This window comes from Glacieibacterium sp., assembly GCF_965200405.1.
Classification (GTDB): domain Bacteria; phylum Pseudomonadota; class Alphaproteobacteria; order Sphingomonadales; family Sphingomonadaceae; genus Glacieibacterium.
Window position 1 is genome coordinate 1,789,664 of sequence record NZ_OZ241356.1, and the last position, 19,226, is coordinate 1,808,889.

Sequence of the window (19,226 nt, forward strand, 5' to 3'; positions counted from 1 at the left end):
ATCATAGCTTGAAGGTCAGGTCGGCAGCGAAGGAGCGCTGCGGAAACGGGTGGAACAGGAAGTACCGGTCGTTGCCGACATTGTCGACGCCGATGCCGACTGCCATATGGTCGCTGACCTCGACCCGGGCGCGCAGGTCGACCACCAGGTATTTGTAGAAGCCCTGCCAGGTGTTGCCGACGACATCGCTGCTATCGATGGTGCCGTACATGCGGCTGGCGTAGCGCGCCGCGACGGTCAGCGCGACCTGGTCGGTGGGGCGCCAGGTGACGACGGCGGTCGCCCTCCAGCGCGGCACCTGTGGCAGGGCTTTGCCGATCGCGGCGGGCAGCACGGCGTCGCGGCGGGTCTCGGCGTCGGTGTAGGTCAGGCTGCCGTTCAGGTCGAAGCGGGGCAGCACGTCGCTGCGCTGCACCGCCAGCTCGACGCCCCGCGCCCGGGTCGCATCGACGTTCTGGACGAAGTTCGCCAGCAGCGTCGTGCCAGGCAGCGGTCCCGCCTGCGAGATCAGCGCGTCGCGGATCGCCTCGTTGAACAGCGATAGCCTGACAGTGCCGCGCGCGTCGCGGTGTTCCAATGCCACTTCCTCGGAGCGGGCGCGCTCGGGCCGCAGGTTGGGATCGGGGACCGCCGGGACCGGGGTGGTGACGACCTGGTACAGTTCCGCCACCGTCGGGAAGCGCCATGCCTGGCCGAACGAGGCGCGCACCGTCCAGTCGGTCGCGGGCCGCCACGACAGCGAAGCCTTGGGCGAGAAGCGGTTGGCCGACAGCTGCGGCTGGGCCACCGAGATCGCCGGGACGGTCGAGAAGTTGACCCCGTCATAGGCGCGCCACCATTCGTAGCGGCCGCCCACGGTCAGGGTCAGGGCAGGAGCGAGCGTCCAGGCGTCCTGGGCCCAGACCGCCGCGGTGCGGGTCCTGCCCTGCGACGACAGGTTGAGCGCACCCGCCGGGCCCGAGCGCCAGTCGGTTGTAGTGTAGCGGTTGCTGTTGAGCTCGAAGCGGTCGTAGTGCGCGCCGGCGCTGAGGATGTTGCCGCCGCCGACGTGCCAGTCGGCCTTGCCGTCCAGCGTCCGCCAGCCGGTGCCGTCGAGGCGGGTGATGGTGCCCGCGCCGCCGCTGTTGGCCGTGGGGAGGGCGGTGGTGGCGACGCGCTGCACGTCATGCGCGAAGTCGTAGATCGTGCCGATGACCTGCCAGTCGAGGCGGTCACCGGTTCCGGCGGCGGACAGGGCGTGCGACCAGTGGCGCTCGTCATAGCGGTAGACGCCGCCGGAGAAAGCCGCGGGGGCGACGGTATAGGACTGCCGCGCGATGTTGAGGGTGCCGGCATAGACCGGCGCGCCGGTGGCGGTGTCGCTGAGGTAGGTCTCGGCCCGGGCCCCAGTGTCGTTGAGGAACAGGCCGCCGGTATAGATCAGGCGGACACCGGGGGCGAGGTCGAGGGCGGCCTTGAGCTTGAAGGTGTCCTGCCGCTGATGCTCGATACCGCTGGCGCCGAGGACCTTGATCGCGGCGTTGGTGCGGTTGACGTCGTCGTAGCCGCCGGTCGTCGGGGTTCCAGCCGTGCTGGCAGCGGCGGGGCGGTTGGCGGTGACGAAGCTGATCGGCTGGCTGTTGCTGGTGACATGGTCGACGCTAGCGAACACCGCCAACGGCCCGAAACGGTCTCCTAGCGTTGCGCCGAACTGGTACGACGGTAGCGTGTCCTGTGTGCCGTATTGCCGATAACGCTGGATATTTACCCCGGTATTAAGGGTTCCCTCCAGCCGGTCGGGCAGCCGGGTGGTGATATTGACCACCGCGCCGATCGAATTGCCCGGATAGCCGGCGAAGAACGGGCCATAGGCAACGTCGATCCGCGCGATCTCCTGCGGGCTGACCAGGCCCCAGCGCGGGCTGGCGCTGGTGTTGTTGTTGCCGATCAGCGCCGACAGCAGCGCCCCATCGGCATAGACCAGGCTACGCGCGCTCGAGCCGAGGCCGGAGGTCCGCGTCGCGAGCGGTGCCTGGGTGTCGCCGATGTGGCGCTTCCGGACGATCAGGCTGGGCAGGTATTTGAGCGTATCCTCGATATTGACGGCATTCACCGTGGTGGCGATCTGCGCGGCGGTGACGGAGGTGGTGCTGCCGCTCTGGCTGCGCTGGCGCTCGGCGGTGATTAATATGTCATCGGGCCGGACGTCGTCGGCGGCGATCGCGGGGGTGGCGGCGGCGAACAGCAGCGGCAGGCAGGCGCGGCTAACCGCGCAGCTACGGAGGGTCATCTGGAATTTCCTCGTCTAAAAAACGACTACACCGCTGGACGCGGCGGGTACGAAGTTCAGGCGATGGTCGGTGGTCCAGTCGATGGTGGCGGGGGTGCAGCCAGGCCGTGGCCGATGCCGACCGGGCTCGGCAGGCTCACCTCGGCGATGGCGGCGAAGCTTGCCGGGAACGGCGCGAGGATCTGCGACGCGACGATGGCGACGGCGGCAACCGCGAACGGACAGCTATTGTCGGGCGTCTTGGCGGGGTGCGCCGGCATCTCGTGATCGGCCATCGACATCATCGTCGTCGCGCCCATGCCGTCGCAGATGGTGATGCGGAAACCATGGCCGTCGTTGACCGGCATCCAGCCGGTCGGCAGCCCCAGGCGCAGCAGCAGCGCGCAAGCGAGCAGCGCGCCCAACATCAGGCGCGCCATGGTCGGTCCGGATCGGAAGGCGGCCAGCATCGATGCCGTGTTGCTTGCTGCACTGCAGGTGGCAAGCGCGAAACGATGCCGCGACACCGACGCGGGTCAACGCGATATTTTAAGTATGCGGTTGGAAAGCGCGAACAGCGCCGTGGCAGGCGGTACCGTATCAGCCATCCCCCAAGGCGCGATCGATGATGAACGACCGACTGCCTACCTTAGCATAGGGCACAGAGCTGGCCGGACTGGCCGCGGTCAACGTCTACAAGAGAGTGCGCCACATCCGGACCAGCATAGCATAAACGGCTGAAACACGTTACGGAACAGTCATGATTATCTGGAAAGCTGGCCAAGCTCTATCGCATTCGGCGTTGCTATTGCTGCTGCTCGCGACTTGCGCTGCACAGGCTGCTCCCCCTTCGGCAGAGGCACTCCTGCGAGCCTTGTACGGCCAATATAGTAGGAACGGCACCGCGACGTTACCGGTGAGTGACCCGTGGCTCCATCCTGCACTGGTCTTCACACGGGCCACCGCTGCGGTGATCATGCTCAACCGGGACGTGATCGACGAGCCCGGCATGGTCGACGGTGATCCGATCTGCGCCTGCCAGGACTGGTCCGCACTGGTCGTCGACAAAGTAACGCTGCATCCAGCAACCAAGGGCGGCACCGATGCGACGGTGGTGTTCCATGACGGCGAGGAGCGACGCGAAGTCAGCTACCATCTAGCCCAGGTCAACGGCCGCTGGGCGATTGCCGACATGTCGATATTCGGCGCCGATCCACCGAAGTGGCTGGTCGCCACGATGACCGAAGAGATCGCCGACCTCATCGGGCACAAATAGGCCGGCGCCCCTCTCGAAGCGCCGGCCTATTGGCTCGAATTTTAGGCGGCGTTCTCGGGACGAACCAGTACCGTCTCAGCCAGATGCTCGGCAAGGAACCAGACCTGCGGCTCGCCGGTGCGGATGACGTTGCTCACCAGCAAATCGTTGGTGCCATCGTCACCGGATTCGTCGGCTTGGTCGGCCCCCTCATGGGCCTCGCGCAGGATGATCTCGTGTGCTTCCAGCAGGCGAGCCAACTGGGTCGGCACGTCCTCGCGGCCTTTCGGCGGGCGAGGAATCTTCGTCATCTCGGCAACGTCGGGCGCCATTGCGATGCTGATGCCGCCCAGCGCCATGATCCGCTCGGCGATCTGGTCGACGAGTTCGGCCTGGGCCTCGTAATGCGTGTCGAGCAGCAGGTGGAGTTGATAGAAAGTGGCGCCAGACATCTGCCAGTGATGCTTCTTGTACATGTCGCGCAAGGTCATTGTATCGGCGAGAACCTGGTTGAGCACCGCGACACTCTGAGCGCGGGCGTTCTCTTCCAGCGCGATCGGCAAGCGCTTCAACGTGCCGAACGTCTGGATCTCACGGTAGTCGACCTTGAACTGCGGCTGCGCGCTGTCGTCGCCGTTGCTCGGCTGGATCGCTGATTTCTTGGCCATTCTGAATACCTCGGTTGTGGATGAATGCTGTTAACGGATTGGACTGGGGAACGCACCCGTCATGACGTGCTGCTAACGTCCTGGCGTCCCGCCGGTTGCACCTGCGACCCCAGGCCCAGCGATTCCACCACAACCGAGAGCACAGTATCCCGTTGGATGATCTGCAATTCGCCAGGCGCTTTTCCGCGCGCAACGACCACCGAGTGCTTGGGGCAGATATCGAGACACTTGGTTTCCACGATGCGAACCGAGGCGCGCTTGCCTTTGCCGGTGCGCAGGAAGCGACGCAGCGCCTTAGCCAGGCTGGTGTCGCTTGCCTCGCCAAAGCCGCCGTCAAGCTTGCGGCTGCATTTGCCACAAATTGCGATCAGTTCGGCGGCGGAGGTGGAGATGGTGCGGATAGGCCGGTGTTTGTTCATCTTGAGGACAACGCCGGCTCGCCGCCATCGGCACCATAGGCGTCGACGAACGCTTTCAACTCGGCACGATAAGGTCCTGCGACACCCAAGCCATCACGGTTGATCGGCCGCCGAACCTGAAGCGAACTCGCAGTGGCGACGCTACGTTCGGTGAGATGTGGCGCGTATGCGGCAGGCTCGTTGGCCAGACCACAGTGCGACAGCAGCCGGGCGGTCCATGTTGTCGGATCGTCCACCATCTCCGAATAGGGGATCACAAGGAGCCGATCGCCGAGGATACATTTCCAGAATTTCATGAGCTCGTCTTCGATGCGGAAATGGTGGGCGATGTCGGTCAGGCTATAGCTCCAGGCGACGCCGTGGATGAAGAAGGTGCGGAAGCACGACCAGGCACTGTCGAGTGGATCTCGGCGCATCCAGATCAGGGGAGCGTCGGGCAGGGCGGCTGCGATCAATCCCATGTAGCGGCTGGCGTCGATGGTTTTGTCGACGATGCGGCCGGGTTGGGGGAAGCGTTCGGAGAGGAGGTGGAGGTAGAGGTCGGCAAGTGCGTCGAGGGTACCGCCGCCGGAGAGGTATTGCTGGATCGCATCGCCGGAGACGCCGCCGGCGGTGACGGCGACGTGCTGGATGATGTTGAGTTCGCCGCCGTCGAGGACCTGGCTGTGGCTGGCGAGGATGTGTTCGACGAGGGTGGTGCCGGAGCGGGGGAGGCCGGTGACGAATATGGGACGGTTGGTGGGGGTGGCGCGGTGTTGGCGGGCGGTTTCGAGGAAGGTGGGGGAGAAGCCGGTCATGGCGGCGCGGGCGTTGGCGGCGTTGCCGGCGCGGCTGTAGGGGCGTTCGGAGCGTAAGAGCTTGGCGCCGCGGGAGAAAGCGGCGAAGGCGGCGGCGTATTCGCGGCGGTCGGCGTGGAGTTTGCCGAGCGCGTAGCAGTAGCGGGCGAGGTCGCCGGGGGCCTGGCGCTCGGCGGCGGCACCGTCGGCGAGGAGCTGGTTGCCGATCGGATCGGTGGCGAGGTCGCCGGCGGTGGCGAGCGATAGCCAGGCGGGGCCCCAGCCGGGGCGGTGGCGCAGCGCTGTCTGCAGATGGCGGCGGGCGTCGTCGATGCGGCCGAGCGAGGTCGCGGCATTGCCGAGGACATAGGCGTGGCCAGCGGGGTCGGGGACGTCGGCGGGCAGGGTGGCGAGCAGGTCGTGCGCCTCGCGCAGGCGGTTGGACTGGGTCAGCAGCACTACCTTGGAGTACATCGCCTGGGGCTGGTGGCCGGAGGCGGCGACGAAGGCGTCGATGGCGCGGTGGGCGAGGGTCAGTTCGCCGCTGACCTGCATGAGCTGCGAGATCGCCTTCCACTGCGCCCCGAGCGGCGCGCCGCCGTCGAGCAGCGACGTTACGACGCGGTTGGTCGCGGCCCGGTCGCGGCGCGCGAGAGCGTCCTTCAGCTGCGCCAGCGCATTCGGCAGTGCAGCAGGCAGATAGCCGTTTCTCATTGCTCTCCCAACCCGTTCCAAGCCGTGACGGTTAACTAATGGCCAAAATGTCAATGTACCATATCGGACGATAACTTAATGATTTCGTCCACGAAACAACGATTTTACCAACGTTGACATGGTTAATTTTAGTCAACACTATCTAACAGATCGAGCCATTCAGGGTCGGCGTAAACAAGGGGTTGTCATGAATTTCAAAAAGGCTTTGTGCTGCGGCGCGGCATTGACGGCAATGGTGTCGGGGGCTGCCGACGCTGCGACGATTAACCTGATCGATCTTGGTGGCGTCAAGGGCTCCAAGGCCCAGCAGGGCTTCGAGATCGCCGCTGCTTATTGGGGCGCGATGCTGACCAATAACGCGACGATCAACCTCGGCGTCGGTTTTGCGCCGCTGGCCCCGAACATCATTGGCTCGACCCGCAGCAGCCGCGCCGATTATTCGACCGCCAATTGGGAGGCGCAGGTCAAGGCGACCAAGAGCAATTCGACGCTCGACAAGAATATCGTCCTGCCGACCCTGAACGGCAAGGGCGGCGCCAAGTTCATCACCAATGGCGTCGATGCCGAAGGCAATGACGACACCAGCAAGCTGGTCTTCGACAACGGCACTTCGGTGAGCAGCAAGAAGCTGTACCTGAACACGTCGCTGATCAAGGCGATCGGTGGCGGTGCCGGGCTCGACCCGACGGCGCTCGACGGCAGCGTGACCTTCAGCAGCAACTTCTCGTTCGACTTCAATCCGTCGAACAACGTCACCGCCGGCACCTTCGACTTCATCGGCGTCGCCATCCACGAGATCGGCCATGCGCTCGGTTTCGTCTCGGGCGTCGACTTCCTCGACGCCTATGGCGCGCCCAAGGGTCCCGGCGCCGGCTCGCTCGGCTACAGCCTCAACGACACGTCGATCTACAGCGCGCTCGACATGTTCCGCTACAGCAGCGATCCCAAAAACATCGCGCCGGGCAAGGGCGCGTCCCTCGACCTCGCGGTCGGCGGCACGAAGTATTTCTCGATCAACGGCGGCAAGACCTCGTTGTTCAACAACAACTTCGCGACCGGTTCGTATAACGGCGACGGCGACCAGGCATCGCACTGGAAGGACGCATCCGGCGACAATGCCTGCGGACCGCAGCTCGGTATCATGGATCCGAGCTTCTGCTTCGGCCAGCGCGGCGAGGTCACGTCCCTCGACCTCGCGGCGTTCGACGCGATGGGCTGGAACACCAGGGTCGATGCGCTGGCCAATGGCGGCGACTATCTGATGAACACCGGCGACATCTACAAGGACTTCGTCGGCGGCGCGGTTCCCGAGCCGGCCAGCTGGGCTTTGATGATCGTCGGCTTCGGCCTCGTCGGTGGCGCCATGCGTCGCCGCGCCACGACGGTGACGTTCACCGCCTGATCGCTCCGACCAGACGACGACAGGTGCCGCCGGTCCCCCGACCGGCGGCACTTTTCGTTATGGGCGCCGAATTCTTGACGCGGCACCGGGACCTGCGCCAGTCTGGCCGCCAGGATGAGGGACATCGATGACCAGCGCGACGACGATGCGAACGACGGCGACAGCGCTGCTGCTGCTGCCGCTGGCCTGCACGGCGCAGCCGCCGCGCCAGGCGACAGCCCAGCAGGAGCCGGCAGCGCAGCAGGAAGCGGCGGCCACGCCGGTGCCGGGTGAAGCAAGGGGCGAGGCGATGAAGGCCAAGGTCCCGACCAACCGCTTCATCGGCCATTGGGTTGGGCCGGAGGGCCTGTACCTCGACATTGCCGCCGACGGCGGGCCGTACAGTGGCCGCTACGCGCTCAAGATGAAATACACGCTCGACGACGAGGGCAGCTTCACCGGGCTGGCAAAGCTCGACACCATCGTTTTCGAACGCGGCGGCAAGCAATTGTCGCTCCGCGCCGGCAATGGCGACGAAACCGGCATGAAGTGGCTGGCCGGCAAGACCGACTGCCTGATCGTCGCCCCCGGCGAAGGCTATTGCCGGACCTGACACCGCGTCTTGCTGGCCCCCGTCCCGCAACGGGCGGGGCTAGGGGTGGGTCTTTCACAAGGTCGGCAGCCGGAGCTTATGCCAAGTCCCACCCCCGTCCCCTCCCGTTCCGGGAGGGGGGCAGTGAAGCTCGGCGGTCGATTTGACCCTGGCGTACGGTCCGCTCGACGAGGGACCTGTACTTCCTGCTCCCCTACCGGAACGGGAGGGGCTGGGGGTGGGTCTTCCACGAGGTCGGCAGCCGGAGCCTATGCCAAGTCCCACCCCCGACTCCTCCCGTTCCGGGAGGGGGGCAGTAGAGCGCGGCAGTCGACTTGACCCTGGCGTCTGGTCCGCTCGGCGGGGCGCTTGTTCTTGCTGCTCCCCGCCCGGAACGGGAGGGGCTGGGGGTGGGTCTTCCGCGAGGTCGGCAGCCGGAGTCTATGCCAAGTCCCACCCCCGTCCCCTCCCGTTCCGGGAGGGGGGCAGTGAAGCGCGGCGGTCAACCCGATCCTAGCGGCCGGTCCATTCGGCGGGGCGTTTGGCGACGAAGGCGGCCATGCCTTCCTTCTGGTCCTCGGAGCCGAACAGGCCGTGGAACAGCCGGCGCTCGAAGACGACGCCCTGGTGCAGTCCGGTCTCGAAGGCGGTGTTGACCATCTCCTTGACCGCCAACGCTGCCAGCGGTGCCATGCCGGCGATCACGGCGGCGGTCTTCAGCGCCTCGTCGAGCAGCTCGGCGGCGGGCACGACCTTTGCCACCAGCCCGGAGCGCTCGGCCTCGGCGGCGTCCATCATCCGGCCGGTCAGGCACATTTCCATGGTCTTGGCCTTGCCGATGGCGCGCGCCATACGCTGGCTGCCGCCCATGCCGGGGGTGACGCCCAGCTTGATCTCCGGCTGGCCGAACTTCGCCGTGTCGGCGGCGATGACGAAGTCGCACATCATCGCCAGCTCGCAGCCGCCGCCGAGCGCAAAGCCCGACACCGCCGCGATCACCGGCTTGCGCGTCGCCGTCACCCGGTCATAGCCAGCGAAGAAATCCCCGCCGTACATCCGGGCAAAGCCCTGCTCCGCCATTTCCTTGATATCGGCGCCCGCCGCGAACGACTTCTCGCTGCCGGTGATCACCGCGCAGCCCTGGCCCGCATCGGCATCGAACGCCGCCAGCGCCGCCGTCAGGTCCTGCAAGGTCTGCGTGTTCAGCGCATTCAGCGCCTGCGGCCGGTTCAACCGGATCAGCGTGACGCGGCCGTGCGTCTCGACCAGCAGGGTTTCATAGGTCATGCCGTCGCGTTTAAGAGCAATTCGAGCGTTTGCAAACCCGGGTTCCGGACTGGCGGCTGTCGCCTTACAGTCGGTCGTAGCCGAATTGGTCTGAGGGAGGTGGTTCGTGACAGTCTTCGCATGGCATTGTCTCGAGCGACATGGGCTTGGCCGATATCGCACCGCTTCACGCCTGCATCGACGGAAGCTTACCGGCCGCGTTGCCGAAAGGCGCGCAGCATGGGCGGGCCACGATATGGCACGGACCGGACTCCTATTCCTCGCTTGCCTGGCAGGCGCCGTTCCCGCCGTCGCCCAGGCGCCGACGTCCGATCGGCTCGCCTTCAATCCCGATGCCTTCACGACCGTCCGCATCACGATCGACGGCCAGCCCGTGGCCGTGCGGCGATACCGCGTCGTCTATGTGGCGAAGCCGGTGGCGATCGACACTGCCGCGACACCTCGATTCGGTCCGCCCGGTGGCGGCCCCGGCGGTGTCGACGGTGGCGGTATCGGCCCCGGTGCTCCGACCTCTAACGCCACTGCCCCCGCGAACGGCATCGGCCCGATGGGCGCCGCCTCGGACCCATATGCCTATCAGACCATGTACATCTATGTGCCGGCCGCGACTTTCCGCGACGGGCGCGCCGCAATCATTCTCCAGGTGAACAACGGCGGCTGGATGGCCAGCCCCGCGCGCGACATCGTCCAGGAGGGCGGCACTTTCTCCAGCACCAGCGATACCGATAACACCGGCGCCGCGCTGAAAGCCGGCTATGTCGTCGTCAGCGCCGGCACGCGCGGGCGCGGCATTCGCGCCATCGGCGGGGATTGGGCCGGCAAGTCGCCGGCCGCGATCGTCGATGCCAAGGCGGCGGTCCGGTATCTCCGCTATAACGACAAGGCCATGCCTGGCTCTGCCCAACGCATCGTCATCACGGGCACGAGCGGCGGAGGCGGACTGTCGGCCGCGGTATCGGCGAGCGGCAACAGTCCCGACTATCTGCCGTACCTCGCCGCCATCGGCGCGGCGGGCGTCGACGCCAACGGTCGGAGCTCGGTGCGCGACGACGTCTTTGCGACCATCGCCTATTGCCCGATCAACGACCTGGGCAATGCGGACGCCGCCTATGAATGGCAATTCGGTCCGGTACGTACCGCCGCGAACAGCAGCAACGGCGGCTACACGCCAGCAGCGCAGGCCGCCTCGGCCGCGCTGGCGGCAAGCTACCCGTCCGTCCTCGCCGGCTTGCGCTTGCGGCGGGAGGACGGTTCGGCCGTCACCACGGACACCCTGCAACAGGCCGTCCTCGGTTATGTGAAGGCCAGCGTCGAGGCCGCCATCGCGCGGGGCGAACGCGTTCCGGCGCTGGGCGAAGATTTCATGGTGGCCCGCCGAGGCCGGCCCGGCGCACCACCGGCCACGCCCGCAAGGATCAGGAACCAGTGGCTGACCGTCGAGGGCGGGCAGGTCCGATCGATCGACTATGCCAAGTACCTGAGCTTCGTCGCAGAGGTACAGCCTCTGAAGGGCGTGCCGGCGTTCGACGCGACCGCCAATACCGGCGCGACGGGCGTCGTCGGCGAGAACACGCTGTTCGGCTCCGCCAAGAACCCATACGCCAACTTCACGGCTTATGGCTGGAACAACAACGAAGTCCGGGGCGACGGCTCTGGCCGCGACGACACGGGGTTGGACTGGGCCGCGTACATCGCCGGTCCCGGTGCCGGGCTGGGCCGCCAGCTCAGGCTGGCAAGCCCCATTCCCTATTTGAACAGCGGGACGTCCGTCGCGCCCTACTGGTATGTTCGGCACGGCCTTGTCGACCGCGATATCGCCTTCGCTTCACAAGCGACCCTCGTTCAAGCCGTTCGAAACGCCCCGAAAGTGAAGGACGTGAATTTCAAGCTCGCCTGGATGCAGGGTCATGCCGGCAACTACGACGTACGCGAGGCCTATGGCTGGCTCGCGGACACCCTGCGAAAGGCCGGCCGTCCGACGCCTTCCGGACGCTAGGCAGCATCACGGCCATCGCCGGTTTCGACACGGCGAACCTCCCTAGTTTGTCTCGAGCAGCAGTTCCCCGGCGATGATCAAAGCCCGATGAGAAGCGTTGCGCTCAACACATGGTTGGTGCGGTCTTCGCCGCGACGAAAGACGTGCTGGTTCAGATAGCCTGGTTCGATCCGAATGCGGGGTGCGACCGGCAGGCCGATGCCGACGAAGGTGCGCCACTGGTCGACCCCGTCGCGAGCGCCCCAGCCGGTCGAATTCAGATTGAAGAATCCTTCGGTGAAGGCGACTGCGTGCACCTTCCGCTGGCGCGCGATCGGCACCTGCAACCGGACGAGCTGTCGTAACCGCCACCCGGTATCGCCTCGCCCCTCGATCAAGCGCTGCTCGAACCGCGTGCGACTGAGGACGAGGGGAGTGCCGCTGCTGCCTCGCACCGCGGCGAACTGGACCTGCTGCCAGAGCCTGTGCTCGTTGGTGATGCGGCCGGTTTCCGGGTCGGTACGGACATAGGCGTAACCCGCGATCGCATGGGCGTCGGGAGCGATGCGTGCGCCGATCGCGGGACGCACGATGAACTGGCTGCCTCCCCCGACGTCATCGGTCAGCCGCGCCTGTCCTTCGAGCCATAGAAAGAGGTTGCCGCGGACCGGGCCCGTGGCGACCACCGAACCCCATGCCTGTACGTCGTCCTGTGCGTCGGCCGGGCAGCCGATGAACGCGCCCGCCAGGCAAGCGAGCAGCAGCGGGATCCGGTGGGCGATCGGCTTATCCATTTTCGCTGCTGTCCTTCAGATAGCCAATGCCCTCAGTTCGTCTCGCGCAGCAGCTCGCGGGCGATGATGACGCGCATGATCTCGTTGGTGCCCTCGAGGATCTGGTGGACGCGGAGGTCGCGGAAGATGCGCTCGACCGGATAATCCATCAGATAGCCATAGCCGCCGTGGAGCTGCAGCGCCCGGTCGGCGATGCTCATGCCGGTGTCGGTGGCGAGGCGCTTGGCCATCGCGGCGAACTTGGTCTTGTCGGGCGAGCCGTCAGCGACGCGCGCGGCGGCGGCATACAGCAGCGTGCGGGCGGCCTGCAGCTCGGTCTCCATGTCGGCGAGCTTGAACTGAGTCGCCTGGAAGTCGACGATGGCCTTGCCGAACTGGTTGCGCTGGCGGGTGTAGGCGACCGCCTCGTCGAGGGCGCGCTGGCCGCCGCCGAGCGAGCAGGCGCCGATGTTGAGCCGCCCGCCGTCGAGACCGGCCATGGCGATCTTGAAGCCTTCGCCTTCCTCGCCGACGAGGTTCTCGGCGGGCACGCGGACCTCGTCGAAATTGACTTGCGCGGTCGGCTGCGAGTGCCAGCCGAGCTTGCGTTCCGGGGCGCCGAAGCTGACGCCGGGCATGTCCTTGTCGATGACCAGGCACGAGATGCCGCGCGGTCCGGGCTCGCCGGTGCGGACCATGGTGACATAGACCTCGTTGGCGCCGGCGCCGGAGATGAACGCCTTGGAGCCGCTGACGACATAGTCGTCGCCGTCGCGCACTGCCCGCGTCTTGAGCGCGGCGGCGTCGGAGCCCGAGCCCGGCTCGGTCAGGCAGTAGCTGGCGATCTTGTCCATCGGCACCAACGACGGCAAATACTTGGCCTTGAGCGCGGCGCTGCCGAAGCCGTCGATCATCCACGACGCCATGTTGTGGATCGAGATGAACGCGCTGGTCGAGGCGCAGCCATAGGCCATCGCCTCCATGATCAGCGCCGCCTCCATCCGGCCCAGGCCGATGCCGCCGCTTTCCTCCGAGACGTAGATCGAGCCGAAGCCGAGCGCGGCGGCCTCGACGATCGTCTCGCGCGGGAAGACGTGGTGCTCGTCCCAGTGCGCCGCAAAGGGCGTGATGCGGTCGGCGGTGAAACGCCGGGCAACCTCCTGGATGGCGCGCTGGTCTTCGGTGAGGTCGAATTGCATCGCGGTGCATTAGCAGCCCGGCCAAAGCTCGTCACCCCGCGCGGGGTGACGCATGGCGCGCTATCGGCTACATACGCCCATGACCGAACCCGACCACACATCCGATCCGATCCCGACCTCGTCCGACCTGGTCGACCGCCTTTGCGTCATCCATTCGGCGGCCACCGCGGCGCTGCGCGGTGCCCTGCGCACCTATGTCGAGACCGGCGAGGCCCCCGATGCCGGCGCCCGCGCGCTCGGCGACTTCGCCTATCCGGAGCTGCGGCTGAGCTACCGCGGCGGCGGCGCACCGCGCATGACCCGCGCCTATGCGCGGATGACGGTGCCGGGCACCTATGCGACGACGATCACCCATCCCGAGCTGTTCCGCGACTATCTGATCGAGCAGCTCGACCTGCTGCGCGCCGACTATGACGTCGAGGTCGATATCGGCAGGTCGACCGTGGAGATTCCCTACCCCTACGTCCTCGACGGCGCCGACGATCTGCGCCTCGATGCGACGGCGGCGATCCAGCTGGCGCGGCATTTCCCGACGACCGACCTGTCGCACATCGGCGACGAGCTGCCCGACGGGCTGTGGGACGGCAGCCTGTCGGAGACGCGGCCGCTGGCGCTGTTCGACGCGCCGCGCACCGATTTCAGCCTGGCGCGACTGAAGCACTACAGCGGCACCGCGGCGGGCGATTTCCAGCAGTATATCCTGCTCACCAACTATCACCGCTATGTCGACGAGTTCGTGCGCTGGGCCTGTGTCCAGCTGGCGACGCCGGGCTCGCCTTATACGACCCTGTCCTGCAGCGGCGGGACGTGCATCGACCGCGACAATCCCGATCCGGCGCTGGCGATCGCCGATGGTGCGTGGCGGCGGCACCAGATGCCGGCCTATCATTTGACCGCGCCGGGCCGGGCCGGAATTACGCTGGTCAACATCGGCGTCGGCCCGGCCAACGCCAAGACGATCACCGACCACCTTGCGGTGCTGCGGCCCGAGGCGTGGCTGATGATCGGGCATTGCGGCGGCTTGCGGCCGTCGCAGGCGATCGGCGACTATGTGCTGGCGCACGCCTATCTGCGCGACGACCATGTGCTGGACGACGTGTTGCCGCCGGAGATCCCGGTGCCGGCCATTGCCGAGGTGCAGGTTGCGCTGCAACAGGCGGCCGAGGCGGTGACCGGGGCGCAGGGCGATACGCTGAAGCCCCGGCTGCGCACCGGCACCGTGGTGACCACCGACGACCGCAATTGGGAGCTGCGCTTCAGCCGCTCGGCGCTGCGCTTCAACCAGTCGCGCGCGGTCGCGGTCGACATGGAGTCGGCAACCATCGCGGCGCAGGGCTATCGCTTCCGGGTGCCGTACGGGACCTTGCTGTGCGTGTCGGACAAGCCGCTGCACGGCGAGATCAAGCTGCCGGGACAGGCCAACCGCTTCTATGAGGGCGCCATCTCCGAGCATCTGCAGATCGGGATCGAGGCGGTCGGGCGGCTGAAGGCGACCGGGGCCAGCCTGCACTCGCGCAAACTGCGGGCGTTCGACGAACCGCCGTTCCGCTAGGCGAGCAGCTTCTCGACCTCGCCGCGCAGCGCCTCGGGCTTGACCAGCGGGGCGAAGCGGGTGACCCGGCTGCCGTCGCGCGAGACCAGGAACTTGGTGAAGTTCCACTTGACGCCCTGGCTGCCGAGCAGGCCCGGCGCCTTGGCCTTGAGCCAGGCGAACAGCGGATGCGTCGCCGGGCCGTTGACGTCGACCTTGGCGAACATCGGGAATTTCACGTCGTAGGTCAGCGAGCAGAAGCTGGCGATCTCCGCCGCGTCGCCGGGTTCCTGCCCCTTGAACTGGTTGCACGGGAAGCCGAGGACGGCGAGCCCAGCGCCGGACAGGTCCTCGTGGAGCTTCTTCAGCCCCTCGTACTGGGGGGTGAAGCCGCATTTGCTGGCGGTGTTGACGATCAGCAGGACCTTGCCCCGGTATTCGGACAGCGCGTGCCGGGTGCCGTCGAGGCCGGTGGCGGTAAAGTCGTACAGGCTGGTCATCGTGCGTCTCCGGGGGCGCCGCGCATCAGGCCGTGATAGCCGGTCGCGATGATGTCGTGGCAATGCCGCGCCAGCGCCTTGCGGTCGGCGAAGTCGGCGACGCGGACGGCGGGGTGGAAGATCACCTCGGCCCGGACGCGCCCAAGGGCCGAGAATTCGACGGCGTGCGGCCACAGGTCGGTGTCGCCGATCCAGACGATGTCGGGCAGGCGCTCGCGGGTGATCGGCATGCCGTTGAGGCGGGTATAGGCGATGGTAAGCGGCTGGATCACCGTCTCGCCGGCGTCGCCGACCGCGGCGAACAGCGCAGACTTGAACGGCAGCACGCTGATCCCGTCGCCGGTCGTCGCCTCCGGAAACAGGATGACGTTCTCGCCCGCCGCCAGTCGGGCGGCGATGGCGTTGGTCTGGTCGGCCGCGCTCTGCCGCCGGTCGCGCTCGACATAGACGGTGCGGCTGAGGCTCGCGAGCCAGCCGACGAGCGGATAGGCGGCGACCTCCGACTTGGCGACGAACGCCGCGTCGACGACGCTGCCGAGCACCGGGATATCGGCCCAGCTGACGTGGTTGCAAACGTACAGTACACCGCCGCGCTGCGCCGGGACGCCGTGGCGCTTGACCCGGATGCCCAGCGCACGGGTCAGCATGCGGTGGAACAGGCGTGGCAGTTTTTGGCGGCGCTGGCCTCGGAAGCGGCGCAGCACCAGCTCGGCGGGGATCAGCAGCCCGGCGGCAGCGACCGTTCCGGCCAGCGCCTTGAACGGGCCGAAACGCTGGAACCGCCGAACCCTTGCCGGCTGCGGCCCAGCCCCGAGCTCGGCCGCGGCCTGTGTCAGCGCGTCGGCTCCGGCTTCTTGACGGCAGCGCCGTCAGCTTGGGTCGCCGGACGATTCAGTGGCACGCCGTACATCTCCATCCGGTGATCGACGAGGCGGAAGCCCAGCCGCTCGGCGATGCGGCGCTGTAGCTCCTCCAACTCGTCGTCGTGAAACTCGACCACGGCGCCGCTCTCGACGTCGATAAGATGGTCGTGATGCTCCTCGGGGGCCGCTTCATAGCGCGAGCGGCCGCCCTGGAAATCGTGGCGCGCCAGAATGCCGGCTTCCTCGAACAGCCGGACGGTGCGGTACACCGTGGCGATCGAGATGCCCTTGTCGATGGCGGCGGAGCGGCGGTGAAGTTCCTCGACATCGGGATGGTCATCGGCGTCCGACAGCACGCGCGCGATGACGCGGCGCTGCTCGGTGATGCGCAGGCCCTTGGACGCACACAACGCCTCGATGTCGATCTTGCCGGTCATGAATGTCCCTGTCGCCGCACCCTCACTGTAGGAACGCCGCAGCGTCGGGGCAAGGTCGGGGCTGCCCCTCAACTCAATATGGCGACCAGCAGCATCGCCAGCCCGGCGGCACTGACCACCCAGACCAGCGAGCGCACTACCGGCACGCCGAAGGCATAAAGCGGCAGGTAGATTACTCGCGCCCAGAAATAGAGCTGGCAGGCGAGGACCGTTCGACCGGTGTGAATCCCCGCCGCATGGGCGATCAGCACCGCGCCGATGAACAACGGCAGCGTCTCGAACAGATTGGCCTGGGCCCGGCGCAGCCGTTCGGCGACGGGTGACAGCGGCGGCATCTCCGCATCGCGCGGCCCGGTATTCCACTTGGTGCCGTACTGCCGGGTCCGGACGACATCGAAAGCGAGGATCTGGACCGCCGCGAGCACCAGCGTCCACGCCAGCAGCGTCAATTCCGGCGTCATCGATCGTCTCCCCATCGACCGTCAGCCGCGGCCTTGCTTCACCATGGGCGGGCGTCGGCGGAGTGGCAATGGCCGCCACACGGTGTAACGAAGGTGGTTCGAACGCCGAGTGGAGCCAGCATGAACCGCGTTGCCCTGATCGCCCATGATGCCCGCAAGGACGAGCTCGTCGCTTGGGTCGGGCGGCACGTCGAGCGGCTGCGGCGCTGCACGATGGTGGCGACCGGCACCACCGGGGCGCGGATCAAGGCGGCGTTTCCCGACCTCGACCTGACCAGCGTCAAGAGCGGTCCATTGGGCGGCGACCAGCAGATCGGCGCGATGATCGCCGAGGCACGCCTCGACATGCTGATCTTCTTCATCGATCCGCTGTCGCCGATGCCCCATGACGTCGACGTCAAGGCGCTGACCCGGCTGGGCACGCTGTACGACCTGCCGATGGCGCTGAACGATGCCACCGCCGACCGCATCATGCAGGGCTGGTGAGCGCATACGAAAAGGCCGGGCCACCTTTCGGCAGCCCGGCCCTTGCGACCCCTTGCGGAGCCTAGTCGAAACTAGTCGCGGCGACCGCTGACCAGCCAACCGATCAGGAAGCCGAGTGCGATACCACCGGCGAGGACAGCGACGGGCTGGTCCTGCACGACGGTCTTGGCGCGCTCGACGCCTTCCGACGCATAGCGGCTGGCGGTTTCCTTGGCGCGCTGGACGGACTCCGGCGCGTTGTCGGCCCACTCACCGACCTTGTCCTTGGCCTTGCCGAAAGCGTCCTGGGCCTTGCCCTTGAGCTCCTCGACCTTGCCCGAAACCTGGCTCTTGGTGTCGCCGGTGACATCGCCGAATGCGCCCTCGACCTTGCCGCCGAACTCGTTGAGCTTGCCTTCGACGTTGTCGCTATTGATAGCCATGATTATTCCTTTCGCAGCTGAAACAGTGCAGCCGATATGGAGCCGGCGTTGCGCTAGCACAACGAGCATACTTCCAAATGGTTCATCGAAAGTCCGCAAAGCTTGTCGTGCGGGCGGCACAGCCCGACGATCAGTCGTCGCTGCGCACCCGTCCGCGTGTCGACTTGACCGAGCCGCGCGCCACCTTGCCCTCGACCCGCCGCGCCTTGGCTCCGGCGCTCGGCTTGGTCGGCCGGCGCTTGATCGGCGCCACCGCCGCCTTGGCGATCAGCCCGACCAGCCGCTCCCGCGCATCGGCGCGGTTGCGCTCTTGAGTGCGAAAACGATCGGCGGTCAGCACCAGCACGCCGTCGCGCGTCATCCTGGAACCGGCCAGCCGCATCAGCCGCACCGCCACCGGATCGGGCAGGTTCGGCGAGCCGCGCACGTCGAAGCGCAGCTGTACCGCGCTGGAAACCTTGTTGACGTTCTGCCCACCCGGCCCGCTCGCGCGTATGAAGCTTTCCAGCAACTCGGCATCGTCGAGCGAAATTTCGGGGGTGACGACGATCATCGCGCCACCCTATCCTGTCCGTGAGGGAGCCGCCACATGATCACCATCCACCATCTCAACGATTCGCGCTCGCAGCGCATCCTGTGGCTGTGCGAGGAACTGAGCCTCGGCTACGATTTGAAATTCTACACCCGCGACCTCAATACCCGCCTGGCGCCGCCGGAGCTGAAGGCCGTGCATCCCCTGGGCAAGTCGCCGGTGATCGAGGACGGCGACCTCAAGCTGGCTGAATCTGGCGCGATCGTCGATTACCTGATCCGCCGTCACGGCAACGGCTCGCTGGCGCCGGCGCCGGGCACCGACCTTCATGAAGTCTATCTGGAATGGCTGCACTTCAGCGAGGGCTCGGCGATGCTGCCGCTGATGCTGGCGCTGTACACCGGGCGGCTGGGCGAGGCAGCGGCGCCGCTGCAGCCGCGCATCCAGGAGCAGATCCACAGCATTCTGCATTTCTTCGACGAGCAGCTGGGGGACAATGACTGGCTGGTCGGCAATGCGTTGTCCGGGGCCGACATCATGATGAGCTTCGTCGCCGAGATCGCGACGATGCAGGGCATGACGGCGCAGTTTCCCCGGCTGGCGGACTATGCCCGGCGGCTGCAGGCACGACCGGCGTGGCAGGCGGCGCTGGAGCGCGGCGGACCGTACAGCTTCACCATCCCGGTCTGATCGACCGGGCGCCCGCC

Annotated in this window: 20 protein-coding genes and 2 pseudogenes; 8 read left to right on the forward strand and 14 right to left on the reverse strand. The window is 66.9% G+C overall.

Annotation, left to right across the window (positions count from 1 at the left end):
• Position 1: 1 nt before the first annotated feature.
• Positions 2-2,269 (reverse strand): TonB-dependent receptor, encoded by a 2,268-nt coding sequence (locus ACOFKW_RS08290; RefSeq protein ID WP_419816840.1) that lies wholly within the window; start codon positions 2,267-2,269, stop codon positions 2-4.
• Positions 2,270-2,325: 56 nt separating this feature from the next.
• Entirely contained in the window at positions 2,326-2,718 is a 393-nt protein-coding gene (locus ACOFKW_RS08295) for a hypothetical protein (protein ID WP_419816841.1), read from the reverse strand.
• A 446-nt stretch (positions 2,719-3,164) separates the two neighbouring features.
• Between ACOFKW_RS08295 and ACOFKW_RS08300 the strand changes: the two genes are divergently transcribed.
• A complete protein-coding gene (locus tag ACOFKW_RS08300) occupies positions 3,165-3,524 on the forward strand; it encodes a DUF3828 domain-containing protein (RefSeq protein ID WP_419816842.1) in 360 nt (119 codons plus the stop codon).
• 41 nt (positions 3,525-3,565) lie between these two features.
• Here ACOFKW_RS08300 and ACOFKW_RS08305 read toward each other — a convergent pair whose 3' ends face one another.
• Genes ACOFKW_RS08305 through ACOFKW_RS08315 form a run of 3 tightly spaced genes read right to left on the reverse strand, consistent with a single transcriptional unit; the run spans position 3,566 to position 6,080 of the window.
• Positions 3,566-4,171, reverse strand: a complete 606-nt coding sequence (locus tag ACOFKW_RS08305; protein WP_419816843.1) for a Dps family protein — start codon at positions 4,169-4,171, stop codon at positions 3,566-3,568.
• A gap of 59 nt (positions 4,172-4,230) precedes the next feature.
• Positions 4,231-4,590, reverse strand: coding sequence for a hypothetical protein (locus ACOFKW_RS08310; RefSeq protein WP_419816844.1), 360 nt, complete (start codon positions 4,588-4,590; stop codon positions 4,231-4,233).
• A complete protein-coding gene (locus ACOFKW_RS08315; protein WP_419816845.1) occupies positions 4,587-6,080 on the reverse strand; it encodes a sulfotransferase in 1,494 nt (497 codons plus the stop codon). Before ACOFKW_RS08315 ends, ACOFKW_RS08310 begins: the two co-directional genes overlap by 4 nt.
• A 343-nt stretch (positions 6,081-6,423) precedes the next feature.
• Between ACOFKW_RS08315 and ACOFKW_RS08320 the strand changes: the two are divergent.
• From ACOFKW_RS08320 to ACOFKW_RS08330, 3 genes and pseudogenes are all read left to right on the forward strand, one after another.
• Positions 6,424-7,242: pseudogene (locus ACOFKW_RS08320) on the forward strand (NF038122 family metalloprotease); the annotation flags it as partial.
• A gap of 138 nt (positions 7,243-7,380) precedes the next feature.
• Positions 7,381-7,482: pseudogene (locus ACOFKW_RS08325) on the forward strand (PEPxxWA-CTERM sorting domain-containing protein); the annotation flags it as partial.
• A gap of 127 nt (positions 7,483-7,609) precedes the next feature.
• Positions 7,610-8,074 (forward strand): hypothetical protein, encoded by a 465-nt coding sequence (locus ACOFKW_RS08330; protein WP_419816846.1) that lies wholly within the window; start codon positions 7,610-7,612, stop codon positions 8,072-8,074.
• 492 nt (positions 8,075-8,566) lie between these two features.
• Here the strand turns inward: ACOFKW_RS08330 and ACOFKW_RS08335 are convergent, their stop codons facing one another.
• Positions 8,567-9,340, reverse strand: coding sequence for an enoyl-CoA hydratase (locus tag ACOFKW_RS08335; RefSeq protein ID WP_419816847.1), 774 nt, complete (start codon positions 9,338-9,340; stop codon positions 8,567-8,569).
• 235 nt (positions 9,341-9,575) lie between these two features.
• Between ACOFKW_RS08335 and ACOFKW_RS08340 the strand changes: the two genes are divergently transcribed.
• A complete protein-coding gene (locus tag ACOFKW_RS08340) occupies positions 9,576-11,336 on the forward strand; it encodes a subtype B tannase (protein WP_419816848.1) in 1,761 nt (586 codons plus the stop codon).
• Positions 11,337-11,413: 77 nt separating this feature from the next.
• On the opposite strand, the gene ACOFKW_RS08345 is transcribed toward ACOFKW_RS08340, so the two are convergent.
• Positions 11,414-12,109 carry a DUF2490 domain-containing protein gene (locus ACOFKW_RS08345; protein WP_419813695.1) on the reverse strand — a complete coding sequence of 232 codons (696 nt, stop codon included), beginning with the start codon at positions 12,107-12,109 and terminating at the stop codon, positions 11,414-11,416.
• A gap of 32 nt (positions 12,110-12,141) precedes the next feature.
• A complete protein-coding gene (locus ACOFKW_RS08350) occupies positions 12,142-13,287 on the reverse strand; it encodes an acyl-CoA dehydrogenase family protein (RefSeq protein WP_419813696.1) in 1,146 nt (381 codons plus the stop codon).
• 79 nt (positions 13,288-13,366) lie between these two features.
• Between ACOFKW_RS08350 and ACOFKW_RS08355 the strand changes: the two genes are divergently transcribed.
• On the forward strand, positions 13,367-14,839 hold the full coding sequence (locus ACOFKW_RS08355; protein ID WP_419813697.1) for an AMP nucleosidase: 1,473 nt from the start codon (positions 13,367-13,369) through the stop codon (positions 14,837-14,839).
• Here ACOFKW_RS08355 and ACOFKW_RS08360 read toward each other — a convergent pair.
• The 4 genes from ACOFKW_RS08360 to ACOFKW_RS08375 all read right to left on the reverse strand — a co-directional run bounded on the left by ACOFKW_RS08360 (position 14,836) and on the right by ACOFKW_RS08375 (position 17,079).
• Entirely contained in the window at positions 14,836-15,318 is a 483-nt protein-coding gene (locus ACOFKW_RS08360; RefSeq protein ID WP_419813698.1) for a glutathione peroxidase, read from the reverse strand. The genes ACOFKW_RS08355 and ACOFKW_RS08360 overlap by 4 nt on opposite strands.
• Complete coding sequence (locus ACOFKW_RS08365; RefSeq protein WP_419813699.1) at positions 15,315-15,965, reverse strand: lysophospholipid acyltransferase family protein; 651 nt, start codon at positions 15,963-15,965, stop codon at positions 15,315-15,317. Before ACOFKW_RS08365 ends, ACOFKW_RS08360 begins: the two co-directional genes overlap by 4 nt.
• A gap of 185 nt (positions 15,966-16,150) precedes the next feature.
• Complete coding sequence (locus ACOFKW_RS08370) at positions 16,151-16,618, reverse strand: Fur family transcriptional regulator (protein ID WP_419813700.1); 468 nt, start codon at positions 16,616-16,618, stop codon at positions 16,151-16,153.
• A gap of 68 nt (positions 16,619-16,686) precedes the next feature.
• On the reverse strand, positions 16,687-17,079 hold the full coding sequence (locus tag ACOFKW_RS08375) for an MAPEG family protein (RefSeq protein ID WP_419813701.1): 393 nt from the start codon (positions 17,077-17,079) through the stop codon (positions 16,687-16,689).
• Positions 17,080-17,199: 120 nt separating this feature from the next.
• On the opposite strand from ACOFKW_RS08375, the gene ACOFKW_RS08380 reads away from it, so the two are divergent.
• Positions 17,200-17,565 carry a methylglyoxal synthase gene (locus tag ACOFKW_RS08380; RefSeq protein ID WP_419813702.1) on the forward strand — a complete coding sequence of 122 codons (366 nt, stop codon included), beginning with the start codon at positions 17,200-17,202 and terminating at the stop codon, positions 17,563-17,565.
• A gap of 71 nt (positions 17,566-17,636) precedes the next feature.
• On the opposite strand, the gene ACOFKW_RS08385 is transcribed toward ACOFKW_RS08380, so the two are convergent.
• Together ACOFKW_RS08385 and arfB are read right to left on the reverse strand one after the other, a co-directional pair.
• Positions 17,637-17,987 carry a CsbD family protein gene (locus tag ACOFKW_RS08385; protein ID WP_419813703.1) on the reverse strand — a complete coding sequence of 117 codons (351 nt, stop codon included), beginning with the start codon at positions 17,985-17,987 and terminating at the stop codon, positions 17,637-17,639.
• 130 nt (positions 17,988-18,117) lie between these two features.
• Positions 18,118-18,540, reverse strand: coding sequence for an alternative ribosome rescue aminoacyl-tRNA hydrolase ArfB (gene arfB, locus ACOFKW_RS08390; RefSeq protein ID WP_419813704.1), 423 nt, complete (start codon positions 18,538-18,540; stop codon positions 18,118-18,120).
• A 36-nt stretch (positions 18,541-18,576) separates the two neighbouring features.
• Here arfB and ACOFKW_RS08395 point away from each other — a divergent pair, with 36 nt between their 5' ends.
• Positions 18,577-19,209, forward strand: coding sequence for a glutathione S-transferase family protein (locus ACOFKW_RS08395; RefSeq protein WP_419813705.1), 633 nt, complete (start codon positions 18,577-18,579; stop codon positions 19,207-19,209).
• Positions 19,210-19,226: the final 17 nt, after the last annotated feature.